The 22,607-nt window shown below is 73.4% G+C and carries 23 protein-coding genes and 2 pseudogenes; 17 read left to right on the forward strand and 8 right to left on the reverse strand.

The annotated features are described in order from the left end of the window. Positions 1 to 167: 167 nt before the first annotated feature. On the forward strand, positions 168 to 1,115 hold the full coding sequence (locus tag B1L11_RS30095; protein WP_079318630.1) for a GlxA family transcriptional regulator: 948 nt from the start codon (positions 168 to 170) through the stop codon (positions 1,113 to 1,115). Positions 1,116 to 1,260: 145 nt separating this feature from the next. After that, the gene (gap, locus tag B1L11_RS30100; RefSeq protein WP_079318632.1) at positions 1,261 to 2,259 is read left to right on the forward strand and encodes a type I glyceraldehyde-3-phosphate dehydrogenase; all 999 of its coding nucleotides are present in this window, start codon (positions 1,261 to 1,263) and stop codon (positions 2,257 to 2,259) included. A gap of 18 nt (positions 2,260 to 2,277) precedes the next feature. Here gap and B1L11_RS30105 read toward each other — a convergent pair whose 3' ends face one another. Together B1L11_RS30105 and B1L11_RS52325 are read right to left on the reverse strand one after the other, a co-directional pair. After that, positions 2,278 to 3,546, reverse strand: a complete 1,269-nt coding sequence (locus B1L11_RS30105; protein ID WP_079318634.1) for a PP2C family protein-serine/threonine phosphatase — start codon at positions 3,544 to 3,546, stop codon at positions 2,278 to 2,280. 209 nt (positions 3,547 to 3,755) lie between these two features. After that, positions 3,756 to 3,950, reverse strand: a complete 195-nt coding sequence (locus tag B1L11_RS52325) for a hypothetical protein (RefSeq protein WP_256863019.1) — start codon at positions 3,948 to 3,950, stop codon at positions 3,756 to 3,758. Here B1L11_RS52325 and B1L11_RS55295 point away from each other — a divergent pair. The 5 genes and pseudogenes from B1L11_RS55295 to B1L11_RS30125 all read left to right on the forward strand — a co-directional run. After that, positions 3,925 to 4,149, forward strand: a pseudogene (locus tag B1L11_RS55295) (hypothetical protein); the annotation flags it as partial. The gene B1L11_RS52325 and the pseudogene B1L11_RS55295 overlap by 26 nt on opposite strands. A gap of 145 nt (positions 4,150 to 4,294) precedes the next feature. After that, entirely contained in the window at positions 4,295 to 4,669 is a 375-nt protein-coding gene (locus B1L11_RS52330; protein ID WP_256863020.1) for a hypothetical protein, read from the forward strand. Between the two features lie 191 nt (positions 4,670 to 4,860). Then, the gene (locus B1L11_RS30115) at positions 4,861 to 5,586 is read left to right on the forward strand and encodes a trimeric intracellular cation channel family protein (protein ID WP_079318636.1); all 726 of its coding nucleotides are present in this window, start codon (positions 4,861 to 4,863) and stop codon (positions 5,584 to 5,586) included. Positions 5,587 to 5,718: 132 nt separating this feature from the next. Beyond that, positions 5,719 to 6,201: a cupin domain-containing protein gene (locus tag B1L11_RS30120; protein ID WP_079318638.1), complete on the forward strand. Its 483-nt coding sequence runs from the start codon at positions 5,719 to 5,721 to the stop codon at positions 6,199 to 6,201. 2 nt (positions 6,202 to 6,203) lie between these two features. After that, positions 6,204 to 7,004, forward strand: coding sequence for a crotonase/enoyl-CoA hydratase family protein (locus tag B1L11_RS30125; protein ID WP_079318640.1), 801 nt, complete (start codon positions 6,204 to 6,206; stop codon positions 7,002 to 7,004). A gap of 19 nt (positions 7,005 to 7,023) precedes the next feature. Here the strand turns inward: B1L11_RS30125 and B1L11_RS30130 are convergent, their stop codons facing one another. The 6 genes and pseudogenes from B1L11_RS30130 to B1L11_RS30160 form a co-directional block, all read right to left on the reverse strand. Beyond that, the gene (locus tag B1L11_RS30130; protein WP_079318654.1) at positions 7,024 to 8,010 is read right to left on the reverse strand and encodes an LLM class F420-dependent oxidoreductase; all 987 of its coding nucleotides are present in this window, start codon (positions 8,008 to 8,010) and stop codon (positions 7,024 to 7,026) included. After that, positions 8,007 to 9,604, reverse strand: a pseudogene (locus B1L11_RS55300) (ABC transporter substrate-binding protein). Before B1L11_RS55300 ends, B1L11_RS30130 begins: the two are co-directional and overlap by 4 nt. 11 nt (positions 9,605 to 9,615) lie before the next feature. Further along, complete coding sequence (locus B1L11_RS30145; protein ID WP_079318660.1) at positions 9,616 to 10,299, reverse strand: ABC transporter ATP-binding protein; 684 nt, start codon at positions 10,297 to 10,299, stop codon at positions 9,616 to 9,618. Further along, entirely contained in the window at positions 10,292 to 11,167 is an 876-nt protein-coding gene (locus tag B1L11_RS30150; RefSeq protein WP_079318662.1) for an ABC transporter ATP-binding protein, read from the reverse strand. Before B1L11_RS30150 ends, B1L11_RS30145 begins: the two co-directional genes overlap by 8 nt. Beyond that, on the reverse strand, positions 11,164 to 11,934 hold the full coding sequence (locus B1L11_RS30155; RefSeq protein ID WP_218671405.1) for an ABC transporter permease: 771 nt from the start codon (positions 11,932 to 11,934) through the stop codon (positions 11,164 to 11,166). The genes B1L11_RS30150 and B1L11_RS30155 overlap by 4 nt, the downstream gene beginning before the upstream one ends. Before the next feature lie 11 nt (positions 11,935 to 11,945). After that, positions 11,946 to 12,881, reverse strand: coding sequence for an ABC transporter permease (locus B1L11_RS30160; protein ID WP_079318666.1), 936 nt, complete (start codon positions 12,879 to 12,881; stop codon positions 11,946 to 11,948). A 73-nt stretch (positions 12,882 to 12,954) separates the two neighbouring features. On the opposite strand from B1L11_RS30160, the gene B1L11_RS30165 reads away from it, so the two are divergent. The 10 genes from B1L11_RS30165 to B1L11_RS30210 all read left to right on the forward strand — a co-directional run. Beyond that, the gene (locus B1L11_RS30165) at positions 12,955 to 13,770 is read left to right on the forward strand and encodes a helix-turn-helix domain-containing protein (protein ID WP_079318668.1); all 816 of its coding nucleotides are present in this window, start codon (positions 12,955 to 12,957) and stop codon (positions 13,768 to 13,770) included. 60 nt (positions 13,771 to 13,830) lie between these two features. Next, complete coding sequence (locus tag B1L11_RS30170) at positions 13,831 to 14,571, forward strand: alpha/beta fold hydrolase (RefSeq protein WP_179155387.1); 741 nt, start codon at positions 13,831 to 13,833, stop codon at positions 14,569 to 14,571. A gap of 116 nt (positions 14,572 to 14,687) precedes the next feature. Continuing rightward, positions 14,688 to 15,524 (forward strand): IclR family transcriptional regulator C-terminal domain-containing protein, encoded by an 837-nt coding sequence (locus B1L11_RS30175; protein WP_079318685.1) that lies wholly within the window; start codon positions 14,688 to 14,690, stop codon positions 15,522 to 15,524. A 27-nt stretch (positions 15,525 to 15,551) separates the two neighbouring features. Continuing rightward, positions 15,552 to 16,415, forward strand: a complete 864-nt coding sequence (locus B1L11_RS30180; protein WP_079318672.1) for an alpha/beta fold hydrolase — start codon at positions 15,552 to 15,554, stop codon at positions 16,413 to 16,415. A gap of 547 nt (positions 16,416 to 16,962) precedes the next feature. Further along, entirely contained in the window at positions 16,963 to 17,391 is a 429-nt protein-coding gene (locus tag B1L11_RS30185) for a sugar phosphate isomerase/epimerase (protein ID WP_179155388.1), read from the forward strand. 32 nt (positions 17,392 to 17,423) lie between these two features. Then, positions 17,424 to 18,014 carry a nuclear transport factor 2 family protein gene (locus tag B1L11_RS30190; protein WP_079318676.1) on the forward strand — a complete coding sequence of 197 codons (591 nt, stop codon included), beginning with the start codon at positions 17,424 to 17,426 and terminating at the stop codon, positions 18,012 to 18,014. Position 18,015: 1 nt separating this feature from the next. Beyond that, positions 18,016 to 19,092, forward strand: a complete 1,077-nt coding sequence (locus B1L11_RS30195; protein ID WP_079318677.1) for a maleylacetate reductase — start codon at positions 18,016 to 18,018, stop codon at positions 19,090 to 19,092. 8 nt (positions 19,093 to 19,100) lie between these two features. Beyond that, positions 19,101 to 19,934 carry an intradiol ring-cleavage dioxygenase gene (locus tag B1L11_RS30200; RefSeq protein WP_079318679.1) on the forward strand — a complete coding sequence of 278 codons (834 nt, stop codon included), beginning with the start codon at positions 19,101 to 19,103 and terminating at the stop codon, positions 19,932 to 19,934. A 71-nt stretch (positions 19,935 to 20,005) separates the two neighbouring features. Further along, a complete protein-coding gene (locus tag B1L11_RS30205) occupies positions 20,006 to 21,649 on the forward strand; it encodes an FAD-dependent oxidoreductase (protein WP_079318681.1) in 1,644 nt (547 codons plus the stop codon). Next, on the forward strand, positions 21,649 to 22,607 hold a 959-nt coding region (locus B1L11_RS30210), incomplete at its 3' end, for an amidase (RefSeq protein WP_179155389.1). The genes B1L11_RS30205 and B1L11_RS30210, both read left to right, overlap by 1 nt.

Below are 22,607 nucleotides of genomic sequence, written 5' to 3' on the forward strand. Positions count from 1 at the left end.
TACCTACTAACTATGTAGGAAAACCATGCTTTGTCAACGGCCGCGAGGAAGTCCGCCGCACTGACCGAGGTCGTGGCGGAGCCGATGGCAGGATGCTTGCGACAGGTGCCATGACAGTCACGGCGGCAGGGGACGCCGCCGGACCGCTAAAGAGCCGAAGGAGGGCGATGAGCCGGAAGAACCATCGCGTGGCCGTGCTCGTGCTTGAGGGCGCGAAGCCGCTCGACGTCGGCATCCCCGCGCAGGTGTTCGCCAGCCGGCCGAGCATGCCGTACGAGGTTCGGGTGTGCGGCCCCGCGCCCGGACTGGTGACCGGCGGCGACGGCCTCTCCTATCACGTTGCCGAGGGCCTCGACGCCTTCGAGCAGGCCGACACCATATTCATCCCCGGCTATCGGGAGCCGGCGACCACGGAACCGCCGGCCGCGGTCGTCGCCGCGCTCATGGCCGCCCACGAGCGCGGAACCCGGCTCGCGGCCATCTCGACAGGGGCGTTCGCGCTGGCGGCGACGGGCCTGCTCGACGGCAAGCGGGCGACGACCCACTGGCACTACACGAAGGCCCTCGCCGACAAGCACCCGCTCGTGCGGGTGGACGAGAATGTGCTGTTCGTGGACGAGGGCGACGTGCTGACGTCGGCGGGCGCGGCGTCCGGCATCGACCTGTGCCTGCACCTGGTGCGGCGCGACCACGGCGTCGGGCTGTCCAACCACGTGGCGAGACGGCTGGTGGCGGCGCCCTATCGCAGCGGGGGCCAGGCGCAGTACGTTCCCCGCAGCGTGCCCGAGCCGCTCGGCGACCTGTTCGCCAACACGCGTGAGTGGGCCCTGGCGCACCTGTCCGAACGGCTGACCCTCGAGACCCTCGCCCGCCACGCGCGCGTGTCGGCGCGCACCTTCTCCCGGCGGTTCGTGGAGGACACCGGCTACACGCCGATGCAGTGGGTGCTCCGGGCACGCGTGGACCTGGCACGCGAACTGCTCGAACGCACCGACCTGGGCGTGGAGCAGATCGCCGACCGTGTCGGGCTCGGCACCGGCGCCAACCTGCGCCTGCACTTCCAGCGCATCCTCGGCACCTCCCCCACGGAGTACCGCCACACCTTCTCGGCCTGAGCTTCCCGGCACCCGGGTCATGTGGCGAGATCCTTGCGAACGGTGGCGAAACTTCTGGCTGGATCCTTGCGTACGCTGTCTTTCGAGCCACTGTCGGCCCGGCACCCGGATGCCGATCATGGAGCGCGGAACGAAAGGAACGCCCATGACCCGCATCGCCGTCAACGGATTCGGCCGCATCGGACGCAACACCCTCCGCGCCCTGCTCGAACGTGACAGCGACCTCGAAGTGGTCGCCGTCAACGACCTCACCGCACCCGAGACCCTCGCGCACCTCCTCAAGTACGACAGCGCGCTCGGCCGCCTCGGCCGCTCCGTCGAGGTCGACGGCACCGACCTCGTGGTCGACGGCCGGCGCATCACGGTGCTCGCCGAACGCGAACCCGCCAAGCTCCCCTGGGCCGAGCTCGGCGTCGGTATCGTGCTGGAGTCCACCGGCCGCTTCACGAAGGCGGACGCCGCCCGCGCGCACATCGACGCGGGCGCCAGGCGCGTGCTGGTGAGCGCCCCCTCCGACGGTGCCGACGTCACGCTCGCCTACGGCGTGAACACCGAGGCCTACGACCCCGCCCGGCACGTGATCGTCTCGAACGCCTCGTGCACCACGAACGCCCTGGCCCCGCTGGCGTCCGTGCTCGACGACCTGGCCGGCATCGAGCACGGCTTCATGACCACGGTGCACGCCTACACCCAGGAGCAGAACCTGCAGGACGGCCCGCACCGTGACCTGCGCCGCGCCCGCGCGGCCGGCGTGAACATCGTGCCCACCACCACCGGGGCCGCCAAGGCCATCGGCCTGGTGCTGCCGAACCTCGACGGCAAGCTGTCGGGCGACTCGATCCGCGTGCCGGTCCCGGTTGGGTCGATCGTGGAGCTGAACACCACCGTCTCACGCGAGGTCACCCGCGACGAGGTGCTCGCGGCCTACCGCGCCGCCGCCGACGGCAGGCTCAAGGGCATCCTCGAATACGCCGACGAGCCGCTGGTCTCCAGCGACATCACCGGTCAGCCGACGTCGTCGATCTTCGACGCCGCCCTCACCCGCGTCCACGGCAGGCACGTCAAGGTGGTGGCGTGGTACGACAACGAGTGGGGCTTCTCGAACCGGGTCGTCGACACGCTGGAGCTGCTCGCACGCGACTGAGCCCGCCGCACGCGCGGCTCACATCGTGAGCTGGTGGTGCCGCCCGGTGCGCCACTCGACCAGCAGCACCGTGGCGTCGTCCTGCAGTTGGCCGCGCTGGTAGGACAGGATCGAGTGGATCAGGCGGCGCAGGGTCTCCGGGGCGGAGACGCCGTCGGTCTCCCGCCGGATGACGAAGTCGGCGAAGCGGTCCAGCCCGAACCTGTCCCCGTCCGGGGTCTGTGCCTCGACGATGCCGTCGGTGTAGAACAGCAGCCGGTCGCCGGGCTCGAGCTGGCGGCGCGCGAGCACGGCGGCCGGGCCCAGGCGGAGACCCATCGGGGTGTCCGGCGGGGAGTCCAGCACGGAGGCCACCCGCCCCTGCCGCAGGACGAGCGGCGGAGGGTGCCCCCGGTTCACCCAGGTCAGCCATCCGGTGCGGAGATCCAGGTCGGCCAGGACCCCGGTGGCGAAGCGTGAGGTGCCGAACTCTCCGGCGATCGCCTCGTCGATCGCGTCGCTGACCTCGAGCAGCCCGACCCGGCGCCGGCGGCGGTTGTTGCGGTAGGCGCTCAGGGCGATGGCCGCGGTCAGCCCGGCGGAGGTGTCGTGCCCCATCGCGTCGAAGATTCCGACGTGGAGGGTGGCGCCGTCGAGGGCGTAGTCGAAGGCGTCACCGCCGACGCGGTAGGCCGGCTCCAGCGCGGCGCTGACCGTCATCGTGTCGGTCGCGAAGTTCCTGATGGGCAGCAGGGTCCACAGCATCTCGGCCGACAGGTGCATCTCCTCGGTACGCACCAGCCGGACGAAGGCGTCGCTGTAGGCGCGCTTGCTCACCACCAGCAGCGCGACCAGGCTGCCCAGCTCGGTCGCGATCCGCTCGGTGGTTTCGTCCATCACGGGCACGGTCACGCCGAGCACCCCGACCCGTTCGGTGCCGTTCAGCATCGGCACCCACAGGCGCCGCGCTCCCTCGCTGCCGAGCGGTTCCGCGGCTTCGGCGGCGAACGGGTCGGTGGCGGGACGGGCCTGGACGATCTCCAGGTTGCGGTAGGCGCGCCCGGCCAAGGTCGTGTCGATGGAGACGCGGCTCAGCGGCTCGCCGTACGCGTCGCGCTGCCCGGGCAGCGGCACGAGATACAGCGGCCGCAGGCTGGCCACGTAGATCATGACCTCGGTGAAGCCGAGCGGCCTGACGTGCTCGATCACGGAGAGCGCCAGGTCGTCCAGCGGCGTCAGATGATGATCGCGCACCAGACCGCCCCAGATGCGCCCGACATCAGGACACCTGTTGACCTGCCGCGGCACATTCCCGACGCTACCCGGCCCCGCTTCATGCGGAGCCAATGTGCAGGGCGTACGGAGGCCAGCACCGGCGGGCGCGGCCCGCTCTTAAGACAACCCTCATGCAGATGGTCTAGCGTCCCGCCGACGTCACCTCAGGAGAGGAAGGCAATCGTGGGACACGATCACCGGGGCACTGTGGGACACGATCACGAGAGCGCTGCGGGACACGATCACGAGGGCCAGAGGGTCAGCCGACGGACCGCCGTCGCCGGGATCGGCGCGATCGGGCTCGGCGCTCTGCTGTCGGCCTGCGGCACGAAGGCCGGTGACTCGGCCCCGGTCACGACCACGTCGGGAGCCACGGTCTCGATCACACCGACGACGAGCACGTCGGCCGGCTTGACCGGCCTATTCGCCGGTTCCAACACCTGTGTCCTGACGCCCGCGACCACCCAGGGGCCGTACTACTTCGACGCCGACAAGATCCGCTCCGACATCCGCGAGGACCGGCAGGGCAGGCGGCTCAAGGTCGCCATCAAGGTGCAGGACAGCGAGAAGTGCGAGCCGATGGCGAACGCCGTCGTCGAGATCTGGCACTGCGACGCGGCGGGCCTCTACTCGGGAGCCGAGGCGCAGTCGAGCGGGGCAGGGCGGGCGGCGGTGCGGCCCGGGGCCCGGCGGGCCGCCGCCCTCGGGCATGCCGGCCGGAGGACCCGGCGGGGCGCCTCCCTCCGGCATGCCGCCGGGAGGACCCGGCGGCGGGCCCTCCGTGAACGACGGGATGGCCGACCTCACCCCCACCGACGACAAGCGCTACCTGCGCGGCGCCCAGGTCACGGACGAGAACGGCATCGTCGAGTTCACCACGATCTGGCCCGGCTGGTATCGAGGCCGCACCGTGCACATCCACGCGATGGTGCATGTCGGCGACCAGCGCACGCTGACGACACAGGTCATGTTCGACGAGGACCTGAACGCGAAGGTGTTCAAGGAGAAGCCGTACTCCGGGCACACGGGCAGGGACACCTTCAACGACCGCGACACCATCTACAAGCCCAGCATGCTGATGAAGGTGAGCGAGGACGGCGACGGATACCTGGCCGTGATCACGTTCGCCGTCGATCCCGACAAGAACGGGAAATAGGGCATTGCTCTCGGCAGGCCGCCGGGCTTCGACGGACACCGGAGGCGCGAGCGGCACCCCGCCGTAGGTCCCGCCGTGGGTCCCGCCGTCGGCGCGCTCCCGGCTCCTCGCTCTCGCCGCGGCGTCCATCGGGTCCCATGGCGCCGATCTTGCCGCGGCGGTTCGCCCGATATGTGGGAGACTGAGCCCCTGTGACCCCCGTGCTCGACCTCGCCGGAATTTTCGTATTCGCCCTGTCAGGCGCGCTGGAGGGCGTACGCAAACGGCTCGACGCGGTCGGCATCGCGGTGCTCGCGTTCTTCACCGCCGTCGGCGGCGGCATCGTACGCGACCTGTTCATCGGCGTGCAGCCCGCCGCGCTGCGGGACACGTGGTATCTCCTCGTGCCGATCGCGGCCGCCGTCATCGCGTTCTTCTGGCATCCCCAGGTCGAGCGGGCGATGCCCGGGGTGCTGGTCTTCGACGCGGCAGGCCTCGGCCTGTTCTGCGCGGTCGGGACATCCAAGGCGCTGCACTACGGCCTCGCGCCGATGCACGCCGTGTTCCTCGGGGTCTGCACGGCGGTCGGCGGCGGCGTCATCAGGGACGTCCTGTCCGGCGAGAAGCCGAGCCTGCTGTACGACCGGGAGCTCTACGCCGTGCCCGCGATGCTCGGCTCGGCGACGATGGCCGTGCTGTACGCGCTGGGGGTGCGGGGGTTCGTCGCCACCCTGTCCTCGGCGGTGCTCGCCTTCGCGTTCCGCATGCTCGCCATGCGGTACCGCTGGCGCGCGCCCCTGGCCAGGGCGTCGGCGGGAGGGAGTGAGCGGCGAGGGCGGCACCGGCCACGACCCAGGAGCGGGCACCGACGAGAACGCCGGACGGCCGCTTTCGAGCGAGAGCAGATGGGGACCCGGCGGAACCTCACGAGGAACTAGCATGACGACCGGGGTCACAGCCCCGGCGCCACCGCTCGGCACCCGCGGTCGCCCGCACCGGCAGGCGACCGGGGCCGCGCCCGGTCCGCGAGTGCGTGCGGGGGCGCGCCTGCCGACACCGGAGGAGAGACGGTGAGCATCATCCTGCCCGAGGATCCGTTCCACCGGAGGCTGCACCATGTGGCACCGGCCGGCCTGACCTCCGATACGGCGCAGACGGGCGGAATGCGGCGCCAGGCCGCCATCAGCGGTGCCACCGTCGGTGCGAGACGGCTGTGGATGGGCCAGACCCTCGTGGCTCCGGCGACCGTCTCCGCCAACCACCACCACGGCGACTCCGAGACCGCGATCTACGTGGTCAGCGGCACACCGTCGTTCGTGTTCCTCGACGTCGACGCCGACGAGCCGCACGAGGTGCGCATCGACACGAAGCCGGGCGACTACATCTTCGTGCCTCCGTTCGTGCCGCATCGAGAGGAGAACCCCGACCCCGACCTGGAGGCCGTGGTCGTCATCGCCCGGAGCACCCAGGAGGCGATCGTGGTCAACCTGCCCGAGCTCAAATGGACCGGCCCGGTCCGGACGACTGCCGGGCCGGGAACGCACCCGGAGTAGCGATGGGTGACGTGCGGGTGGAGGTCGAGGGAACGATCACCACGATCTGGATGGACCGGCCCGACCGGCGCAACGCCGTCGACCGGGCCATGGCCGCGGAACTGCGGGCGGCGTTCGAGGAGTTCGAGGCCGACCCGGGCCGGCGGGTGGCGATCCTGGCCGGCAGCGGCGGCACCTTCTGCGCGGGCGCCGACCTGACCGCGGTCGGGGATCCCGAGCGGCGCAACGAACTGGATCCCGAGGGAGGCGGCAGCGGCCCGATGGGGCCGACCCGGATGCGGCTGAGCAAGCCGCTGATCGCCGCGATCAGCGGGTACGCGGTCGCGGGCGGGCTTGAGCTGGCGCTGCTGGCCGACCTGCGGATCGTCGAGTCCGACGCGGTGCTGGGGGTGTTCTGCCGTCGCTGGGGGGTGCCGCTCATCGACGGCGGCACGGTCCGGCTGCCACGGATCGTCGGCCTGGGCCGCGCCCTGGACATGATCCTCACCGGCCGTCCGGTGCGGGCCGACGAAGCACTCGCGATCGGGTTGGCCAACCGGGTCGTCGAGCCTGGCCGGGCGGTCGAGGCGGCCCGCGAGCTGGCCGGGCAGATCGCGGCGTTCCCCTTCGAATGCGTCCTGGCCGACCGGGCCTCCACCTACGCCTCCCTGGATCTGCCCCTGGCCGAGGCGTTGCGCGCCGAGGGGGCGGCGGGCGTCCCGATCGTGGAGCGCGAGGGCGTGACCGGCGCCGCCCGTTTCGCCGCCGGCGCCGGCCGGCACGGCGTTTTCCCCACTCACCCCTCCGGGCCGGGGCCGGCGTAGGCGGCGGCCGGTTCCTGCCCTAAGCGCCCTCCGGCCCGAGGCGGCGCAGGACCTCCAGCACCGATGCCGGGCGGGCCAGCACCTCGGGAGACAGGGAGACGTACAGCTGGATCGTCGTGACGGCCGGGTGGTGGAACCGCCGGATCTTCTCACGGCACTCCTCCGGCGTGCCGCTGACGAACAGCTCGTCCACCAGCGCGCCCGGCAGCGCGTCCTCGGCGCCGAGCCGGTCACCGCGCTCCCATCGCGCGTGCGTCTCGGCGAGCAGGTCCGCGTGGCCGAGCCACTCGTGGAACGCCTTGTACGGCGCCCGGTTGAGGATCCAGGCGAGGAACGGCCGGGTGGCCCGCCGGACGAAGGCGGGGTCGTCGCTCGGGCACACGAAGACCTTCACGACGAGCTCCTTGCCCGGCGGTCGCGGGCCCACCGCCTCGGCGATCTTCGGAACGTCGGAGGCGAACAGCAGGTTGGAGATGGCGCCGTCCCCCTCGGTGAAACCCAGGCGGAGCATGCCGGGGCGCAGGGCGCCCACGAGGACCTTGGGCGGCGGCGACGGCGTCCACGGCAGCCGGTAGCCGGTGATGTCGAAGGTGTCGAACGGCCCGGTGACCTGCTCGCCCCGCAGAGCACGTGTGAGGAAGCGCACCACGTCGCGGGTCCGCTTGAACGGCTCCTCGAACGGGATCCCGTTGATGTCGCTGACGTGGGCGGGCACGGAGGCGCCGACGCCGAGCAGGACCCGCCCGGGGGCCGCCTCGGCCAGCGTCGCGGCGGTCTGCGCGAGTACGGCCGGGCCGCGCGTGTAGACGGGCACGATCCCGGTGGCCAGGCGAAGCGAGGACGACCAGGCGGCGGTCAGCGCGAGCGGCGTGAAGGCGTCGGTCCCGCCTCCTTCCGCGGTCCACACGTCGCCGTATCCCAGGTCGGGCAGCCGTTCGACGATCGGCCGGTGCTCGCGCAGCGGGATGCCGGGCAGCGGCAGTGTGACCCCCCAGTTCGGCGTCATCGTCCGCTCACCCACACCGTCGTCAGGTCGAGGAACCACGACTTGGGCTGCACGAGGCCGTGGACGGTGGGCGCGAGGGCCCGGGGGTTGCGGTCGTTGACCACGAACAGCCACGGCGCGTCCCGGGTGACCAGGTCGAGCGCCTGCCGGTACGTCGCGGCGCGGCCGTCCACGTCGGGCGACTCGGCCGCGATCTTGAACAGCGCGTCGACCTTCTTGTTCGAGTAGTGCCCGGTCCAGAAGGGGCTGCCCGAGCCCAGGAACAGCGGCAGCAGCGCCTCCGACTGGAAGAGCGTGGTCGACTGGGCGATCGCGTCCGCGCCGTACGGCACCTTGCCGGACGCCTCCTGGCCGAGCAGCGCCGACCACTCGATGGTCTTGATGTTCACCCTGATGCCCACGGCGGCGAGGTCGCGTTGCAGGCTCTCGGCGATCGGCACAGGAGTGAGGTTGCCCGAGCCACCGGTGGGCACGACGACCGTGGTGTCGAAGCCGCCGGGCACCCCGGCCTCGGCGAGCAGGCTCTTCGCCTTCGCCGGGTCGTAGGAGTAGACGTCGCCCTTCGGGTCGTACGCCGCCGTGGCGCGGGGCGCGGCCTGGTGGGCGGGGTCGGCGGTGCCCCTGAGCAGGTCCTTCGCCAGCGCCTCCCGGTTGATGGCGTAGTTGGCGGCCCGGCGGACGCGGACGTCGTTCCACGGTTTCCGGGATGTGTCGAGGATCCAGTACCAGATGTGGTCGTAGCCGTTGGTGGGCACCTGGAACCCGGCGTCCTTCAGCGCCGTCACGTCGTCGGGGGTGGGGTACTCGATCCAGTTGACCTCCCCCGCCCGCAGCGCCGCGACGCGGGCGGCCGGGTCGGGATCGGCTTGAGCACGAGCCGGTCGAGCTTCGGCGCCGTCCCCCAGTAGCCGGTGAACGGCAGCAGCTCCAGCTGGCGGCCCTGCCTAACGGAGCCGAAGCGGAAGGGGCCGGTGCCCACCGGGTGGGTCCCGAAGTCACCGCGCTTCACCGCGGCCGGGCTGACGATGTAGACGTGGGTCAGGTCGTCGGGCAGGTGGCCGTTCGGGGTTTTGGTGACGATCTCGACGTGCCGGTCGTCGACCTTCCGGTAGGAGGCGAACGTGCCGGTGTACTCGCTCGCCGCGCTCTGCAGGGCGGGCGTCGCGTATGGGTCGCCCTTCTTCAGGTAGCGGTCGAGGTTGAAGATCACCGCGTCGGCGTCGAACGGCGTGCCGTCGTGGAACTTCACCCCCTGCCGCAGCTCGAACGTCCAGGTGCGGCCTTCGGCGTCGTGGGTCCACGAGGTGGCCAGCGCACCGGTGACGGGCGGCACGCGGTCGGCCCGGGTGAGGTCGTAGTGGGTCAGGCCCTCGAAGAGCTGGAACCCCACGAAGCGGGTGCCCTCGAAGCCCTGGCCGTTGAGCATGCCGTCCAGGTTGGGCAGGTCGCTGGAGGTCATGCCCACGACGAGCGTGCCGCCCCTTCCCCGCGTCGCCGGTCCCGTGGAGCCGGCGGCGTCCGTGGCGGACGCCTGGCACCCGGTCGACAGCGCGGCCACGAGAAGCGCGGTCACGGCCCTCAGCGTTCTTTTCATGGTCTTTCCTTCTATGGTGATGTGACGCGGCCGTCGCGCATGACGAGCACCCGGTCGCACAGGTGCTCCACCACGGCCGGGTCGTGGGAGATGAACAGGTAGGCGACGCCGGTGTCACGCTGCAGACCGGCGAGCAGGTTGAGGATCTGCGCCTGGACGCTCCTGTCGAGGGCCGACACCGCCTCGTCGCACACCACCAGGTCGGGGCGGGTGGCCAGAGCGCGGGCGATGGCCACCCGCTGGACCTGGCCGCCGGACAGCTCCGAAGGGCGGCGGGCGGCGTGGCCGGCGGTCAGGCCGACCTGCTCGAGCAGCTCCGCGACGCGTGCGCGGACCTCGCCCCGACGCCATCCGTGGGCGCGAAGGTTGAACGCGATCGACTGGGCCGCGGTCAGCCGGGGGTTGAGCGAGGTGCGCGGGCTCTGCGGGACGAATTGGAGCCGCGCGCGCAGCGGGCGCAGGCGCCGCGGGGGCAGCGCGGTCAGCTCCTGCCCGTCGAACCACACGGTCCCGTCGTCCGGCCGGGTCAGCCCCAGCACGATCCGGGCGACCGTGGACTTGCCGGAGCCCGAGGCGCCGACAAGCCCGAGCGTCTCGCCATGCCGTACGGCGAAGCCGACCCCGTCGGCGGCCACCACACCGGAGGGGAAACGCTTCACCAGGCCCTCGGCGGCCAGCAGCGGTGTGTCAGACATGGCAGGCCGCCCGGTGAGTCTCGCCGGTGAGTTCCGGCCGCACCTGCCGGCAGGCGTCGCGGACCAGCGGGCAGCGCGACGCGAACGCGCAGCCGTGCGCCGGGCGTTCTGCGGGTTCCGGCGGCCGGCCGGGGATGACCGGGAGGGCTCCCCGGGGGACGCCGGGCGCGGGCTCGGCGGCGAGCAGTCCCCGGGTGTAGGGGTGCCGGGGGCTGGACAGGACGCTCGCGGCGGGCCCGTGCTCGACGATCCGTCCCGCGTACATCACCGCGACCACGTCGTCGAGCCGCCGGGCGACGCCGATGTCGTGCGTCACGAGCAGCAGCGAGCGCCGGGTGAGGAGGGCGAGCACCCGCTGGGTGGTGGCGGGGTCGAGCGCGCTCGTGGCTTCGTCGGCGACGACCAGCTCGGGGTCGCAGGCGGTGGCGACCGCGATCAGCGCGCGCTGCCGCAGCCCGCCGGACAGCTCGTGCGGGTAGGCGCGGGCGACCCGGGCGGGGTCGGCCACCCCCGCACGGGCCAGCAGGGCGAGGGGGTCGCCGCCGGTTCTGTGGTGGCGCAGCACCTCCCTGATCTGCGCGCCCACCCGGCGCAGCGGGTCGAGTGCGGCCCCGTGGTCCTGCGGGACGAGCCCGATGGACCGTCCCCGGACGCGAGCGGCGTCGGCGCCGCCGAAGGTCGCCGTGCCGGTCACCGCCGCGTGCCGACCGAGCAGGCCCAGCGCGGCGCGCACGGTGAGCGACTTGCCGCTGCCCGACTCGCCCACCAGCACGAGCGTCCCCCCGGGCGGGACGGCGAGGTCCACGCCGTCGACGAGGCGGACGCCCCCGATGGTCACGGTCAGGTTCGTGATCGTCAGCCCGCTCATCGCGTCGTCCTGCCGAGCGCGGTGAAGGCCAGGGAGACCACGAAGATCACGATCGCGGGGACCACGGCGACGCCCGGCGCGCTGAAGGCGTAGGGCCGGAGTTCGTTCAGCATCGAGCCCCACTCGGCCGTGGGCGGGGCGACGCCGAGCCCGAAGAACGACAGGCCCGCCGCGTACACGATGGCGAGGCCCACCAGCGCGGTGCAGTACGTGAGCACGACGGGGAGGACGACGGGCAACACCTGCCGGGTCGCCACCGCGAGACGGCCGGCGCCGCTCGCCCGCGCGGCCTCCAGATAGTCGGCGCTCCTGATCCGGCGGACCTCGGTGAGTGCCACCCGGGCCACGGCGGGGGTGAGCACCACCGACAGCGAAACCGCCGTGCCGGCGAAGCCGGGGCCGAGTGCCGACGCGACGGCCATGGCCAGCAGGACGGCGGGGAACGCGTAGAGCACGTCGAGCACGCGCATGATGAGATTCTCGAGACGGCGGCCGCCGAGACCGGCGGGCACGCCGAGCGCGGTGCCGAGCACCAGCGCGGTCAGGACGGGCAGCGCGCCGCCCGCGAGGGAGACGCGGGCGCCCCAGACGACGCGGCTCAGCAGGTCGCGCCCCTGCCCGTCGGTCCCGAGGAGGTGTCCGGGGCTGCCCGGCGGCAGCAGCCGCGCGTGCAGGTCCCCGGCGGCCGGGCCGTACGGCGCGACGACGGGCGCGAGGACCGCGGCGAGCGCCACCGCCGCGATGAGGAGGGCCGCACCGCCCCTCACGTACGCGCCCCTCACGACCGGACCCGGGGGTCGACGGCGGCGTGGGCGGTGTCGACGAGGAGGTTGACTCCGACGAAGCACACCGCCACGGCGAGCACCCCCGCCTCGACGACCGGGAGGTCGCGCTGCGACAGTGCCTGGAAGAGCGCCGAGCCGAGGCCGGGCCAGGAGAAGACGGTCTCGACGAACACCGCGCCCTCGACCAGGTAGGCGAGCTGCAGGCCGCCGATGGTGAGGAGCGAGGGAACGGCGTTGTGCGCGGCGTGCGCGAGCACCACACGCTCGGGTAGGCCGCAGGCGCGCAGGTGCTCGACCAGGCCGCCGCCGAGCAGGTCCGCGAGGACGGTGCGGGCCGTCCTCGCGATCAGCCCCATGGGGACGAGCGCGGCGGCGGCCGAGGGCAGGACGAGGTGGAGCAGCAGGTCGCCGACGCCTCCGGGATCGAACGCGTCGTGCATGCCTCCGGTCGGGAGCCGCCCCACGGCGAGGACGACGAGCACCAGGGCCACGGCGTACTGCGGCGCGGAGACGGCGACGGTGGACAGGGCGTCGCAGATCCGCCCGGGGAACCGGCCGGGGAAGGCGGCCCCCGCCGCGCCGAGCGCCAGCCCGCCGGCGACCGCCAGCGCGAAGGCCGCCGCGGCGAGGATCAGTGTGTTGCCGAGCGCGGCGGCGAGGATCTCCGACACCGGCCGCTGGCGCGCGATGGACGTGCCGAGGTCACCGGCGACCGCGTGCCGCAGCCAGGTGAGGTACTGCAGCGGGACGGGTTCGTGCAGGCCGAGGCGCTCGGCGAGCTCCCGGCGCGCCTCCGGTGTGGCGGCGGGGCCGAGCAGGCTGGTCAGGGGATCGCCGGGGATGAGCTTGATCGTGGCGAACACGACCAGGGTCACGCCGAGGAGTGTGGGCAGCGCGAGCAGGGCGCGCCGCAGAACGAAGCTGTACATTTCCCATCAAACCTGGCGGGATCTCCCGAGCATTAGCCAGGTCTGCGTTCATGCTGTTAGTGGAGGTATCAGGATGGCGGACGCGCGCCGCGCCCTCGGCGAGTTCCTGCGGGCGCATCGTGAACTGGTCCGTCCGGACGAGGTCGGACTGCCCGCCGGGTCCCGGCGCCGCACTCCCGGGCTGCGGCGCGAGGAGGTCGCGGCCATGGCGGGTGTGGGGGTGGCCTGGTACAGCTGGCTCGAGCAGGGACGGGTCACCGCCTCGCGCCAGGTGCTGGAGGCGGTCGCCCGCGTCCTGCGCCTCGACGACGACGCGGTGCGGCACGTCCTCACGCTGTCGGGCCTGGCCGCACCGGCCCCGGCCGCGCCGCTGAACCCGGCGCTGCTCGCCGCCGTCCGGACCCTGCTGGACAGCTGGCCGACGAGCCCGGCCGTCCTGCTCGACGACCACTTCGACATGCTGGCCTGGAACGACGCCTACCGCGCCCTGTGGGGAGACCCGGCCGGCATCCCCGAACCCCGGCGCAACCTGATGTGGGTGATGGCCGCCGACCCGCATGCACGCGCCCTCCTGCGCGAGTGGGAGCCGCTGGCCATGACGGTCTTCCAGCAGTTCCGGAGTCAGGCGTCGGTCACCGACGTCCGGACCAGCGAGGTCTACGCGCTGCTGGAGCGGGACCGGCCCGATCTGACGCACTGGTGGCAGTGCCCGTCCGTGTCGACGCTCACCATGCGGGAGGCGACCGCCGACACTCCGGCCGGGCCGGTCACCCTGCTCTTCTCACTGATCCGCCCGGTCGACGATCCTCGTGCCCTCGTCCTGCTGCAGACCCCCGCCTCGCCGGCGGACCGGGACCGCATGAGTGAACTCACCGAGTTGTGCGCATAGCGCGCAATCGTGCGGCATGGTAACGTCGCGGCATTCCATCCGGACGGCCATGAACACGAGGTGAGTCCGACGGCCGAGACCTCCCCCACGATCGTGCTGGTCCACGGCGCCTGGCACGGCGCCTGGGCCTGGGATCCCATCGTCCCCCTGCTCCGCGCCCAGGGTCTGCGGACCCGCGCGGTGCACCTGCCCGGCGTCGGCCGGGCCCCGGGCCGCCACGACCTGGCCGGCCACGCCGCCTTCCTGCGGGCCGCGCTCGCCGAGGTGGACGGGCCGGCCGCGGTGTGCGCCCACTCGTACGGAGGGGCGGTGGCCACCGAGGCCGCCGCCGCCCCCAACGTGACGGCGCTCGTCTATCTCGCCGCGTTCCAGCTTGAGCCCGGTGAATCGTGTGTCGACGCCAACAAGCCCGCCCGGGCCCCGGCGTCATCGGACACAGCGCCGCCGGACCCGTCGCTCGCGGCCGTCCGCGAGGGCGACTACCTGTACGTCTCCGAGGCGGCGGCGCGCCACATGTTCTACGGCGGCTGCACCGAGGAGCAGACGATCCGGGCGGCGGCACGGATCACGCCGGAGCACGTCAGGACCGTCGCCGCCCCTGTGACGCGGGCCGCCTGGCACGACATCCCCTCGACCTACGTGGTGTGCCTGCGCGACCAGGCCATTCCGGCGCAAGCGCAGCGGGCGATGGCGGAGCGGGCGGCCGCCCGGGTGGAGATCGACACCGCCCACTCCCCGATGCTGTCCCATCCCGCCGAGCTGACGGCCGTGCTCGCGGCCGCCGTCCGCCGCGATGGCTGAGCGGCCGTCGCCCGCCGCGCGCCGCGACCAATATCCTGGGGGCGTCGCGGACGACATCGAACGCCGCGGCGGACCAGGACCACCTCGTCGGACAGCGGACAGGGAGAGTGGCGGCGGTGTCGCGGACCAGCGCGGACAAGCCCGAGCAGGGTTCTCGGACCGAGCAGCGGCCGCCTCACTTCGTCCAGTCGCTCGAACGCGGGCTCGCGGTCATCAGGGCCTTCGACCACACGCGGCGTCAGCTGACGCTCGCCGAGGTCGCCAAGATCACCGGCCTTGACCGCGCGGCCGCCCGGCGCTTCCTGCTCACGCTCGTCGACCTCGGCTACATGATGACCGACGGCCGGCTCTACTCGCTGCGCCCGCGCATCCTGGAGCTGGGCTACGCCTACCTGTCCAGCCTGAGCCTGCCGGAGGTGGCGCAGCCGCACATGGAGCGGCTCGTCGCCGAGGTGCACGAGACCTGCTCGCTCGGCGTGCTCGACGGCGAGGACGTCGTCTTCGTCGCCCGCGTGCCCGTCAAGCGCCTGATGACCGTGCCCATCATGGTGGGCAGCCGGTTCCCCGCCTACCCGACCTCCATGGGCCGGGTGCTGCTCGCCGGACAGCCCGACCAGTGGCTGAACGGCTACCTCGCCTCGGCACACCTCGAGCCGATCACCGACCGCACCGTCACCGACCCCGCCCGCCTGCGCGCGCTCGTCGACGAGGCCAGGGACCAGGGGTGGGCGATCGTCGACCAGGAGATCGACGACGGCTCCCGCTCGATCGCCGTCCCCGTCCATGACGGAAGCGGGCACGTCGTCGCCGCGCTCAACGTGTCGATGCTGGCCGGACGGGGCACCGCCGAGACCATGCGCGACTTCCTGCCCGCCATGCGGCGCGCGGCTGACCAGATCGAGGCGGACCTGCGCCCCGGCTCACAGCATCAGGAGATCGGCCTGATCGGATAGCGGCGCGGGTCCCCGGAAAGGACCCCCGTGACCGTGACCTCCCATCACGCCGACCTCGGCGACGTCCGCGTCTTCTACCGCCGCGCCGGCACGGCCGACCGGCTGCTGGTGCTGCTGCACGGCTGGCCGCAGACCGGCCACTGCTGGCGGCACCTCATGGAACCGCTCGCCGAGCGGTACACCGTGGTCGCCCCGGACCTGCGCGGCTACGGGCGCTCGGGCAAGCCGGGCGCCGGGTACGACAAGCGGACCGTGGCCGCCGACATGTCCCGGCTCGTCCGCGCACTCGGGTTCCGGTCGGCGGCCGTCGTCGGCCACGACCGGGGCGCCCGCGTGGCGCACAGGTGGGCGCTCGACCGGCCGGAGGACGTCGGCCACCTCGCGCTGCTCGACATCCTGCCGACGCGCGAGGTGATGAACTCCTTCGACCGGCACTCGGCCGCCGCCATGTGGCACTGGTTCTTCCACCTGCAGCCGGACCTGCCTGAGCTGCTCATCGCCGGCAACGTCGAGGCGTATCTGCGCTTCTTCTTCGATCGGCAGTCGCACGTCGCCGGCGCGGTCGACGAGGCCGCCATGACCGAGTACGTCGAGGCCTTCTCCGACCCCGACGCGCTACACGCCTCACTCGAGGACTACCGGGCCGGGTTCCGCCAGGACCTCGACGCCGACGAGGAGGACGCCCGCGCGGGCAGGCGGCTGACCCAACCGCTCCTGCTGCTGTGGGGCGCCCAGGGCGGCCTCGGCGGCATCGACGTGCCGGGCGTCTGGTCCGGCTACGCCGAGCGGGTGACCGGCGCCGCTGTCGAGGAGTGCAAGCACTTCCTGCCGGAGGAGCAGCCCGAGCGGGTGCTGCGCCGCCTGCGCGCGTTCCTGCCGGGCTGGGACTGAACCGACCGGAACTCAACCGACCGGGACTGGGCCCACCGGGTCTGTGCCCACCGGGACTGTGCCCACCGCAAATTAGGCCGACCGGGACGAATTCGCTCCCCCGCATTGCAATGGGCGCAGTGTCGTGTTTATTATCCGCACAATAGTGCGCATAGCGCACAGAACGGAGGCGTTGTGAGCCGTCCCCTCACCCTCTGCGCCATGACGATCCGCGGCGCGTCGTTCGCCGAGCGGCTGGAGGCCGCCGCGGCCGCGGGGTTCGACTCCATCGGACTGGCCCTGGAGCAGTACCGGCGGGCCCGCATCGACGGCCTGAGCGACGCGGACATGCGATCGATGCTGAAGGACCATGGCCTGCGCGTCGCCGAGATGGAGGCACCCTGGGACTGGGCCGATCCGGCGCGCGACGAGGAGGGCGACGCGCTGTTCCACGCGCTGGAGGCCCTGGAGTGCGACCAGCTCAACGCCGTGCAGTTCGCCGCGCACCCGCCCGCGCGGCTCGCCGAGCGGTTCACCCGGCTGTGCGGGCGCGCCGCGGACCGGGGGGGTGCGGATCGCGGTGGAGTTCATGCCGTTCAGCGAGATCAGGACCCTGGCGGACGCGTGGCGGCTGGTCGCGGATTCGGGCGCGCCCAACGCGGGCGTGCTCCTCGACAGCTGGCACCACCGCCGTTCCGGCGGCTCAACGGCCGGCCTCGCGGCCGTGCCGCCCGACCGGGTCTTCTCGGTCCAGCTCAACGACGCCCTTCCCACTCCCCTCGCCGACCTCCGCCAGGAGGCACGCCACCTGCGCCTGCCGCCCGGCGACGGCGCCGTCGCCTTCGTCCGCGCGCTGCTGGACCTCGGCGTGACGGCGCGCATGTCCGTGGAGGTGTGGTCGGACGACCTGGAACGGCTCCCTCCGGCGCAGGCGGCCGTCGTCGTGCACGACGCGACCCGGCGCGTGCTGGCCGCGGCCGGCCTGCCGCGCCCATGACCCGCAGTCCCATCGATGGAAAGGAGGCGCCGATGCCGAGCGCCGATCACGACGAGATACGCGAACTGATCGAGAACTGGGCTCTCTGGCGCGACGCCGGCGACTGGGAGCGGTTCACCACCGTGTGGCATCCCGACGGCGTCATGCAGGCCACCTGGTTCCAGGGCGGCTACCGGGAGTTCATCGAGGTCAGCCGCCAGGGCTTCGAGCGGGGCGTGCGGATCTGGCACTTCCTCGGCGGCACCTCCGCGGACGTGGCCGGCGACCGCGCGATCGCCCAGACCAAGATGACGATCACGCAGCGCGCGGTCGTGGACGGCGTCGAGTGTGACGTCGTGTGCACCGGGAGGTTCTACGACTTCCTCGAACGCCGGTCGCGCTGGGGCCTGGTGCTGCGGCAGCCGATCTACGAGCGCGACCGCATCGACCCCGTCGACCCGGCCGCCCGGCTCCGGCTCGACGCCGGACGGCTGGCGGCCCTCCCCGAGGGCTACCGCCACCTCGCCTACCTGCAGACGGGGCTCGGCTACCAGGTGAAGCGCGACATGCCGCAGCTCACCGGCGAGGCGGTCGAGGACCTGTACCGGCGGGGCCGCGAGTGGCTCGCCCCCGTGGGCGCCTGATATGCCGTTCGTCCACGAGCAGGCCGCGTCGCGGGTGGTGTTCGGCACGGGCGCCCTGGAGTCCGTGGCCGGCGAGGTGGAGCGCCTCGGCTCCGCCCGGGTGCTGCTGATCTGCGACCGCCACAGCCGTCCGTACGGCGACGCGGTGGCGGCGGCGCTCGGCGGGCGGCTGGCCGGGCGCATCGGCGAGACGGCCACGCACGTCCCGGCCCCGCTGGCCCGCGCGGCCGCGGAGCGGGCGGCGGAGTGCGACGCCGACCTGCTGGTGTCGGTGGGCGGCGGCTCGGCGACGGGCCTCGCTAAGGCCGTCGCCCTTCATCGGCGGCCGGAGCGGCGGCTGCGGATCCTGGCCGTGCCCACCACGTACGCCGGAAGCGAGATGACCCCCGTCTGGGGGGTCACCGAGGACGGGCGCAAGCGGACCGGCCGCGACCCGGCCGCCCAGCCGGTCACCGTCGTGTACGACCCCGCACTGACCGTCGCGCTCCCGCCCGGCCTGTCGGCGGCCAGCGGCATGAACGCGCTGGCCCACCTGATCGAGGCGGGGTACGCGCCCGGCGTCTCGCCCCTGGTGGCGGCGGCGTCGGCCGAGGGGGCCGGCCTGCTCGCCCGCGCGCTGCCGGAGGTGGCGGCCGACCCGACCGGCCTCGCCGCCCGCGAGGACGCCCTGCGGGGCGCGTGGCTGGCCGGGTGGGCGCTCGGCGTGGCGCCGATGGGGCTGCACCACGAGATCTGCCACGTGCTCGGCGGCGCCTACGGCCTGCCCCACGCGGCGACCCATTCGGCCGTCCTGCCGTACGTCGCGGCCTACAACCGGCGTGCCGCGCCCGGGCCGCTCGGCCGGATCGCGGCGGCCCTCGGCGCGGACGACGCCGCGGCCGGCCTCTGGGACCTGCGGACCACCGTCGGCGCTCCCGCCGATCTCGCCGGCCTCGGGCTGCCCGAGTCCGCGATCGACCGTGTGGCCGCGCTGGTCGTGGCCGCCGCCCCCCGCAACCCGCGCCCGGCCGGTCTGGACGCCGTACGCGGGATCCTGCGTGCCGCCTACGACGGAAGGCCCGTCCCCGCACCTGATTGAGGAGAGCGATGGAGACCCAGGAGCGTGAGCTCACCCGCGAGGTGCTGCGGCGCCTCGACGCGACGCCCGACGGGCGGCTGAGAGAGGTGCTGACCTCCCTCGTACGGCACCTGCACGCGTTCGCCGAGGAAGTGGGGCTGAGGGAGGAGGAGTGGCTCGCGGGCGTCCGGTTCCTGACCGAGACGGGGCACGCGTGCACGGCCACCCGGCAGGAGTTCATCCTGCTGTCGGACACCCTGGGCCTGTCGAGCCTGGTGGACGAACTCAGCCATCCTCCTTCCTGCGACGCGACGGAGTCGACGATCCTCGGCCCGTTCTACGTCCCGGACGCGCCGTTCCGGAAGCACGGCGCCTCCATCGCGGCGCTCGATCTCGGCGGGGAGCCGCTCGATGTGCGCGGACGGGTGACCGGGGCCGGCGGCCGGCCGCTCGCGGGCGCCGTCGTGGACGTCTGGCAGACCGCCCCCAACGGCCTGTACGCCGTGCAGGACCCGGCCCAGCCGGAGCACAACCTGCGCGGCCGCTTCCGCACCGACGAGCAGGGGCGCTACCGCTTCAGGACGGTGCGGCCCGTCAGCTACCCCATCCCGGACGACGGACCGGTGGGCCGCCTGCTCCGGGCGACCGGCCGGCATCCCTGGCGGGCGGCCCACATCCACGCCATCGTGTCCGCCCCCGGCCACCGGACCGTCACGACGACGGTCTTCGACGCCGCCGACCCCTACGTGGACTCCGACGCCGTGTTCGGCGTGAAGCGGAGTCAGGTGCGCGACTTCGAGCGCGCTGAGGACGGCGGGTTCCTCCTGGTCGAGCACTTCCGCCTGAGGCCGGAGGGGTATTGACCCGCCCCGGCAGCGTCTGCACACTATACGCACAGCCGTGCGCTAAGCGCACAGACCTGAGGAGCGATTCCGTGACCCGACCCCGGCACTTCGATCTGGTCGTCGTGGGCGGCGGCCTCGGCGGCGTAGCCGCCGCGCTCGCCGCCGCCCGGCTCGGCCTGCGCAGCGTGCTGGTCAGCGAGTGCGACTGGATCGGCGGCCAGGTGTCCAGCCAGGGCATTCCCCCGGACGAGCACCCGTGGATCGAGTCGGTCGGCTGCACCGCCGCCTACCGCGAGTTCCGCGACCGGGTGCGCGCCTTCTATCGCCGCAACTACCCGCTCACCGCCGAGGCCAGGGCGGCCCGGCGGCTCAACCCGGGGTCCGGCAACATCGGGCCGCTCAGCCACGAGCCGCAGGTCGCCTGGCTCGTCCTGGAGGAGATGGTCGCCCCCTGGACCAGCAGAGGCCTGATCACCGTGCTGCGCGGCTACCGGGCGGCCGCGGCGTCCACCGGCGGTGATGAGGTCCGGTCGGTGCTGGTGCGGGGCCCGGAGGGCGACGAGATCGAGCTGACCGGCGCCTTCTTCCTCGACGCGACCGACCTCGGCGACCTGATCGACCTCGCCGGCGTCGAGCACGTCCACGGCGCGGAGAGCTCCGCCGAGACCGGCGAGCCGCACGCGCTGCCGGGACCGGCCGACCCCTTCGACCAGCAGGCCGTCACCTGGGCGCTGCTGCTGAGCCTGCACCCGGGCACGGACAACACGATCGAGCGGCCCGCCGGCTACGCCGCCTGGCGCGACTACCGTCCCGCCGAGTGGCCGGGCCCACTGCTGAGCTGGGAGGTCAGCGACCACGTCACGCACCGCACGCGCAGGCGGCCACTGTTCACCGACACCGAGCCGGCCGGCGGCGTCCGCTACGACCTGTGGCACGCGCGCCGGGTGCTCGACTCCGGGCACCTCGGCTCCGGCTGGTCGGATGTCACCGCCGCCGCCTGGCCGATGATGGACTACGCCCGGCTGCCGCTCATCGGCGTGAGCGAGCAGGAGCGGGAACTCGCGCTGCACGAGGCGCGGCAGCTCTCGCTTTCCTTCCTCTACTGGATGCAGACCGAGGCGCCCCGCCACGACGGCGGCCACGGCTACCCGGAGCTGAGACCGCGCGGCGATCTGACCGGCACGCCGGACGGCCTGGCGAAGATGCCCTACATCAGGGAGAGCCGCCGCATCCGGGCCGAGTTCACCCTGCTCGAACAGCACATCGGGGTCGAGGCCCGGGCCGGCCTTCACGGCGCGGAGCGTTTCCCCGACAGCGTCGGCGTCGCCGCCTACCGCATCGACGTCCACCCCTCGACGTCCGGGCGGCCCACGGTCGACATCGACACCTGGCCCTTCCAGATCCCTCTGGGCAGCCTGGTCCCCGTACGCGTGACGAATCTGCTGCCCGCGGCGAAGAACATCGGCTCCACCCATCTGACCAGCGGGGCCTACCGCGTCCACCCCGGGGAGTGGACGGTCGGGGAGGCGGCGGGCGCCCTCGCGGGCTTCTGCGTCCTGCGCCGGACGAGACCCGCCCAGGTGCGCGCCGACGGGATCAGGCTCGACGAGTTCCAGACCCTGCTGTCGGGCACGCTCGGCGTCGAGCTCGAATGGCCCCGCTACGAGGCCCTCGCCCCGCGCCACCGGTTCGGCTACGTCCCGCAGGCCGCGTCGCAGGAGCGGAGCGCGTGATGAACGGGCCGCCGCCACTTCCCGAAGGGACGGTCGCCCGCCTGGCCGCCGCCGTGCGAGCCGGGCAGGCGCCGCCTTCGGGCCCCGCCCGCGACGCGCTCGCCCGCATCGCGGAGCTCGATCCGGAGCTGCACGCGTTCACGCAGGTCTTCACGGACGCCGTGCCGGTGTCTCCCACCGGTCCGCTCGCCGGGGTGCCCGTGGCGGTCAAGGACAACATCGACGTGGAGGGACGGGTCACCGGCCTCGGGCGGCCCGTGGACGAGCGGTCCGCGGCGGCGCGGGACGCCGGCGCCGTCGCCCTGCTGCGCGCGGCCGGCGCCGTCGTCGTCGGCAAGACCAACCTGCCCGAGTTCGCCAGCTCCGCGGTGACGGTCAACGCCCACTACGGCGACGCGCGCAACCCGCGCGACCCCCGCCGTACGGCCGGGGGCTCGAGCGGCGGGTCGGCCGCGGCCGTGGCCGCCGGCATGGTTCCCGCCGCCCTCGGGACGGACACGGGCGGGTCGGTGCTGATCCCCGCCGCGCTCACCGGCGTCTGCGGCTTCCGTCCGACGTACGGCAGGGTCGGCACCGGCGGAGTGATCCCGCTGAGCCCCTCCCTCGACACGGTCGGCGTGATCGCCCCCGGGCCGGCCGACGTCCGGGAGCTGATGCGCGTGCTCCTCGGGCCGTGGCCGGGGCAGGACGGCGCCGTCCGCCTGCCCGGCCTGCGAGTCGGCGTGCTGGGCGGCGAGTTCGGCGAGGCCGAGGGCGGCGTGCGGGAGTGCGTCGAGGCGGCGCTGGACCTGCTGCGGGCGGCGGGGTCGGCGACGCGGCCGGTGGAGCTGCCCTCCGCGCCGCGGGCCCGGCGACACGCCCGCGTCCTCTACGCCGCCGAGGCCGCCGGCGTCCTCGGCGGCCTCCTCGACCCCGCCGCACGTACGCGCCGGACGGTCGAGGCCCGCCGCTCGAGTCC

The organism is Microbispora sp. GKU 823, assembly GCF_002027145.1.
Taxonomy (GTDB): Bacteria; Actinomycetota; Actinomycetes; order Streptosporangiales; family Streptosporangiaceae; genus Microbispora; species Microbispora siamensis.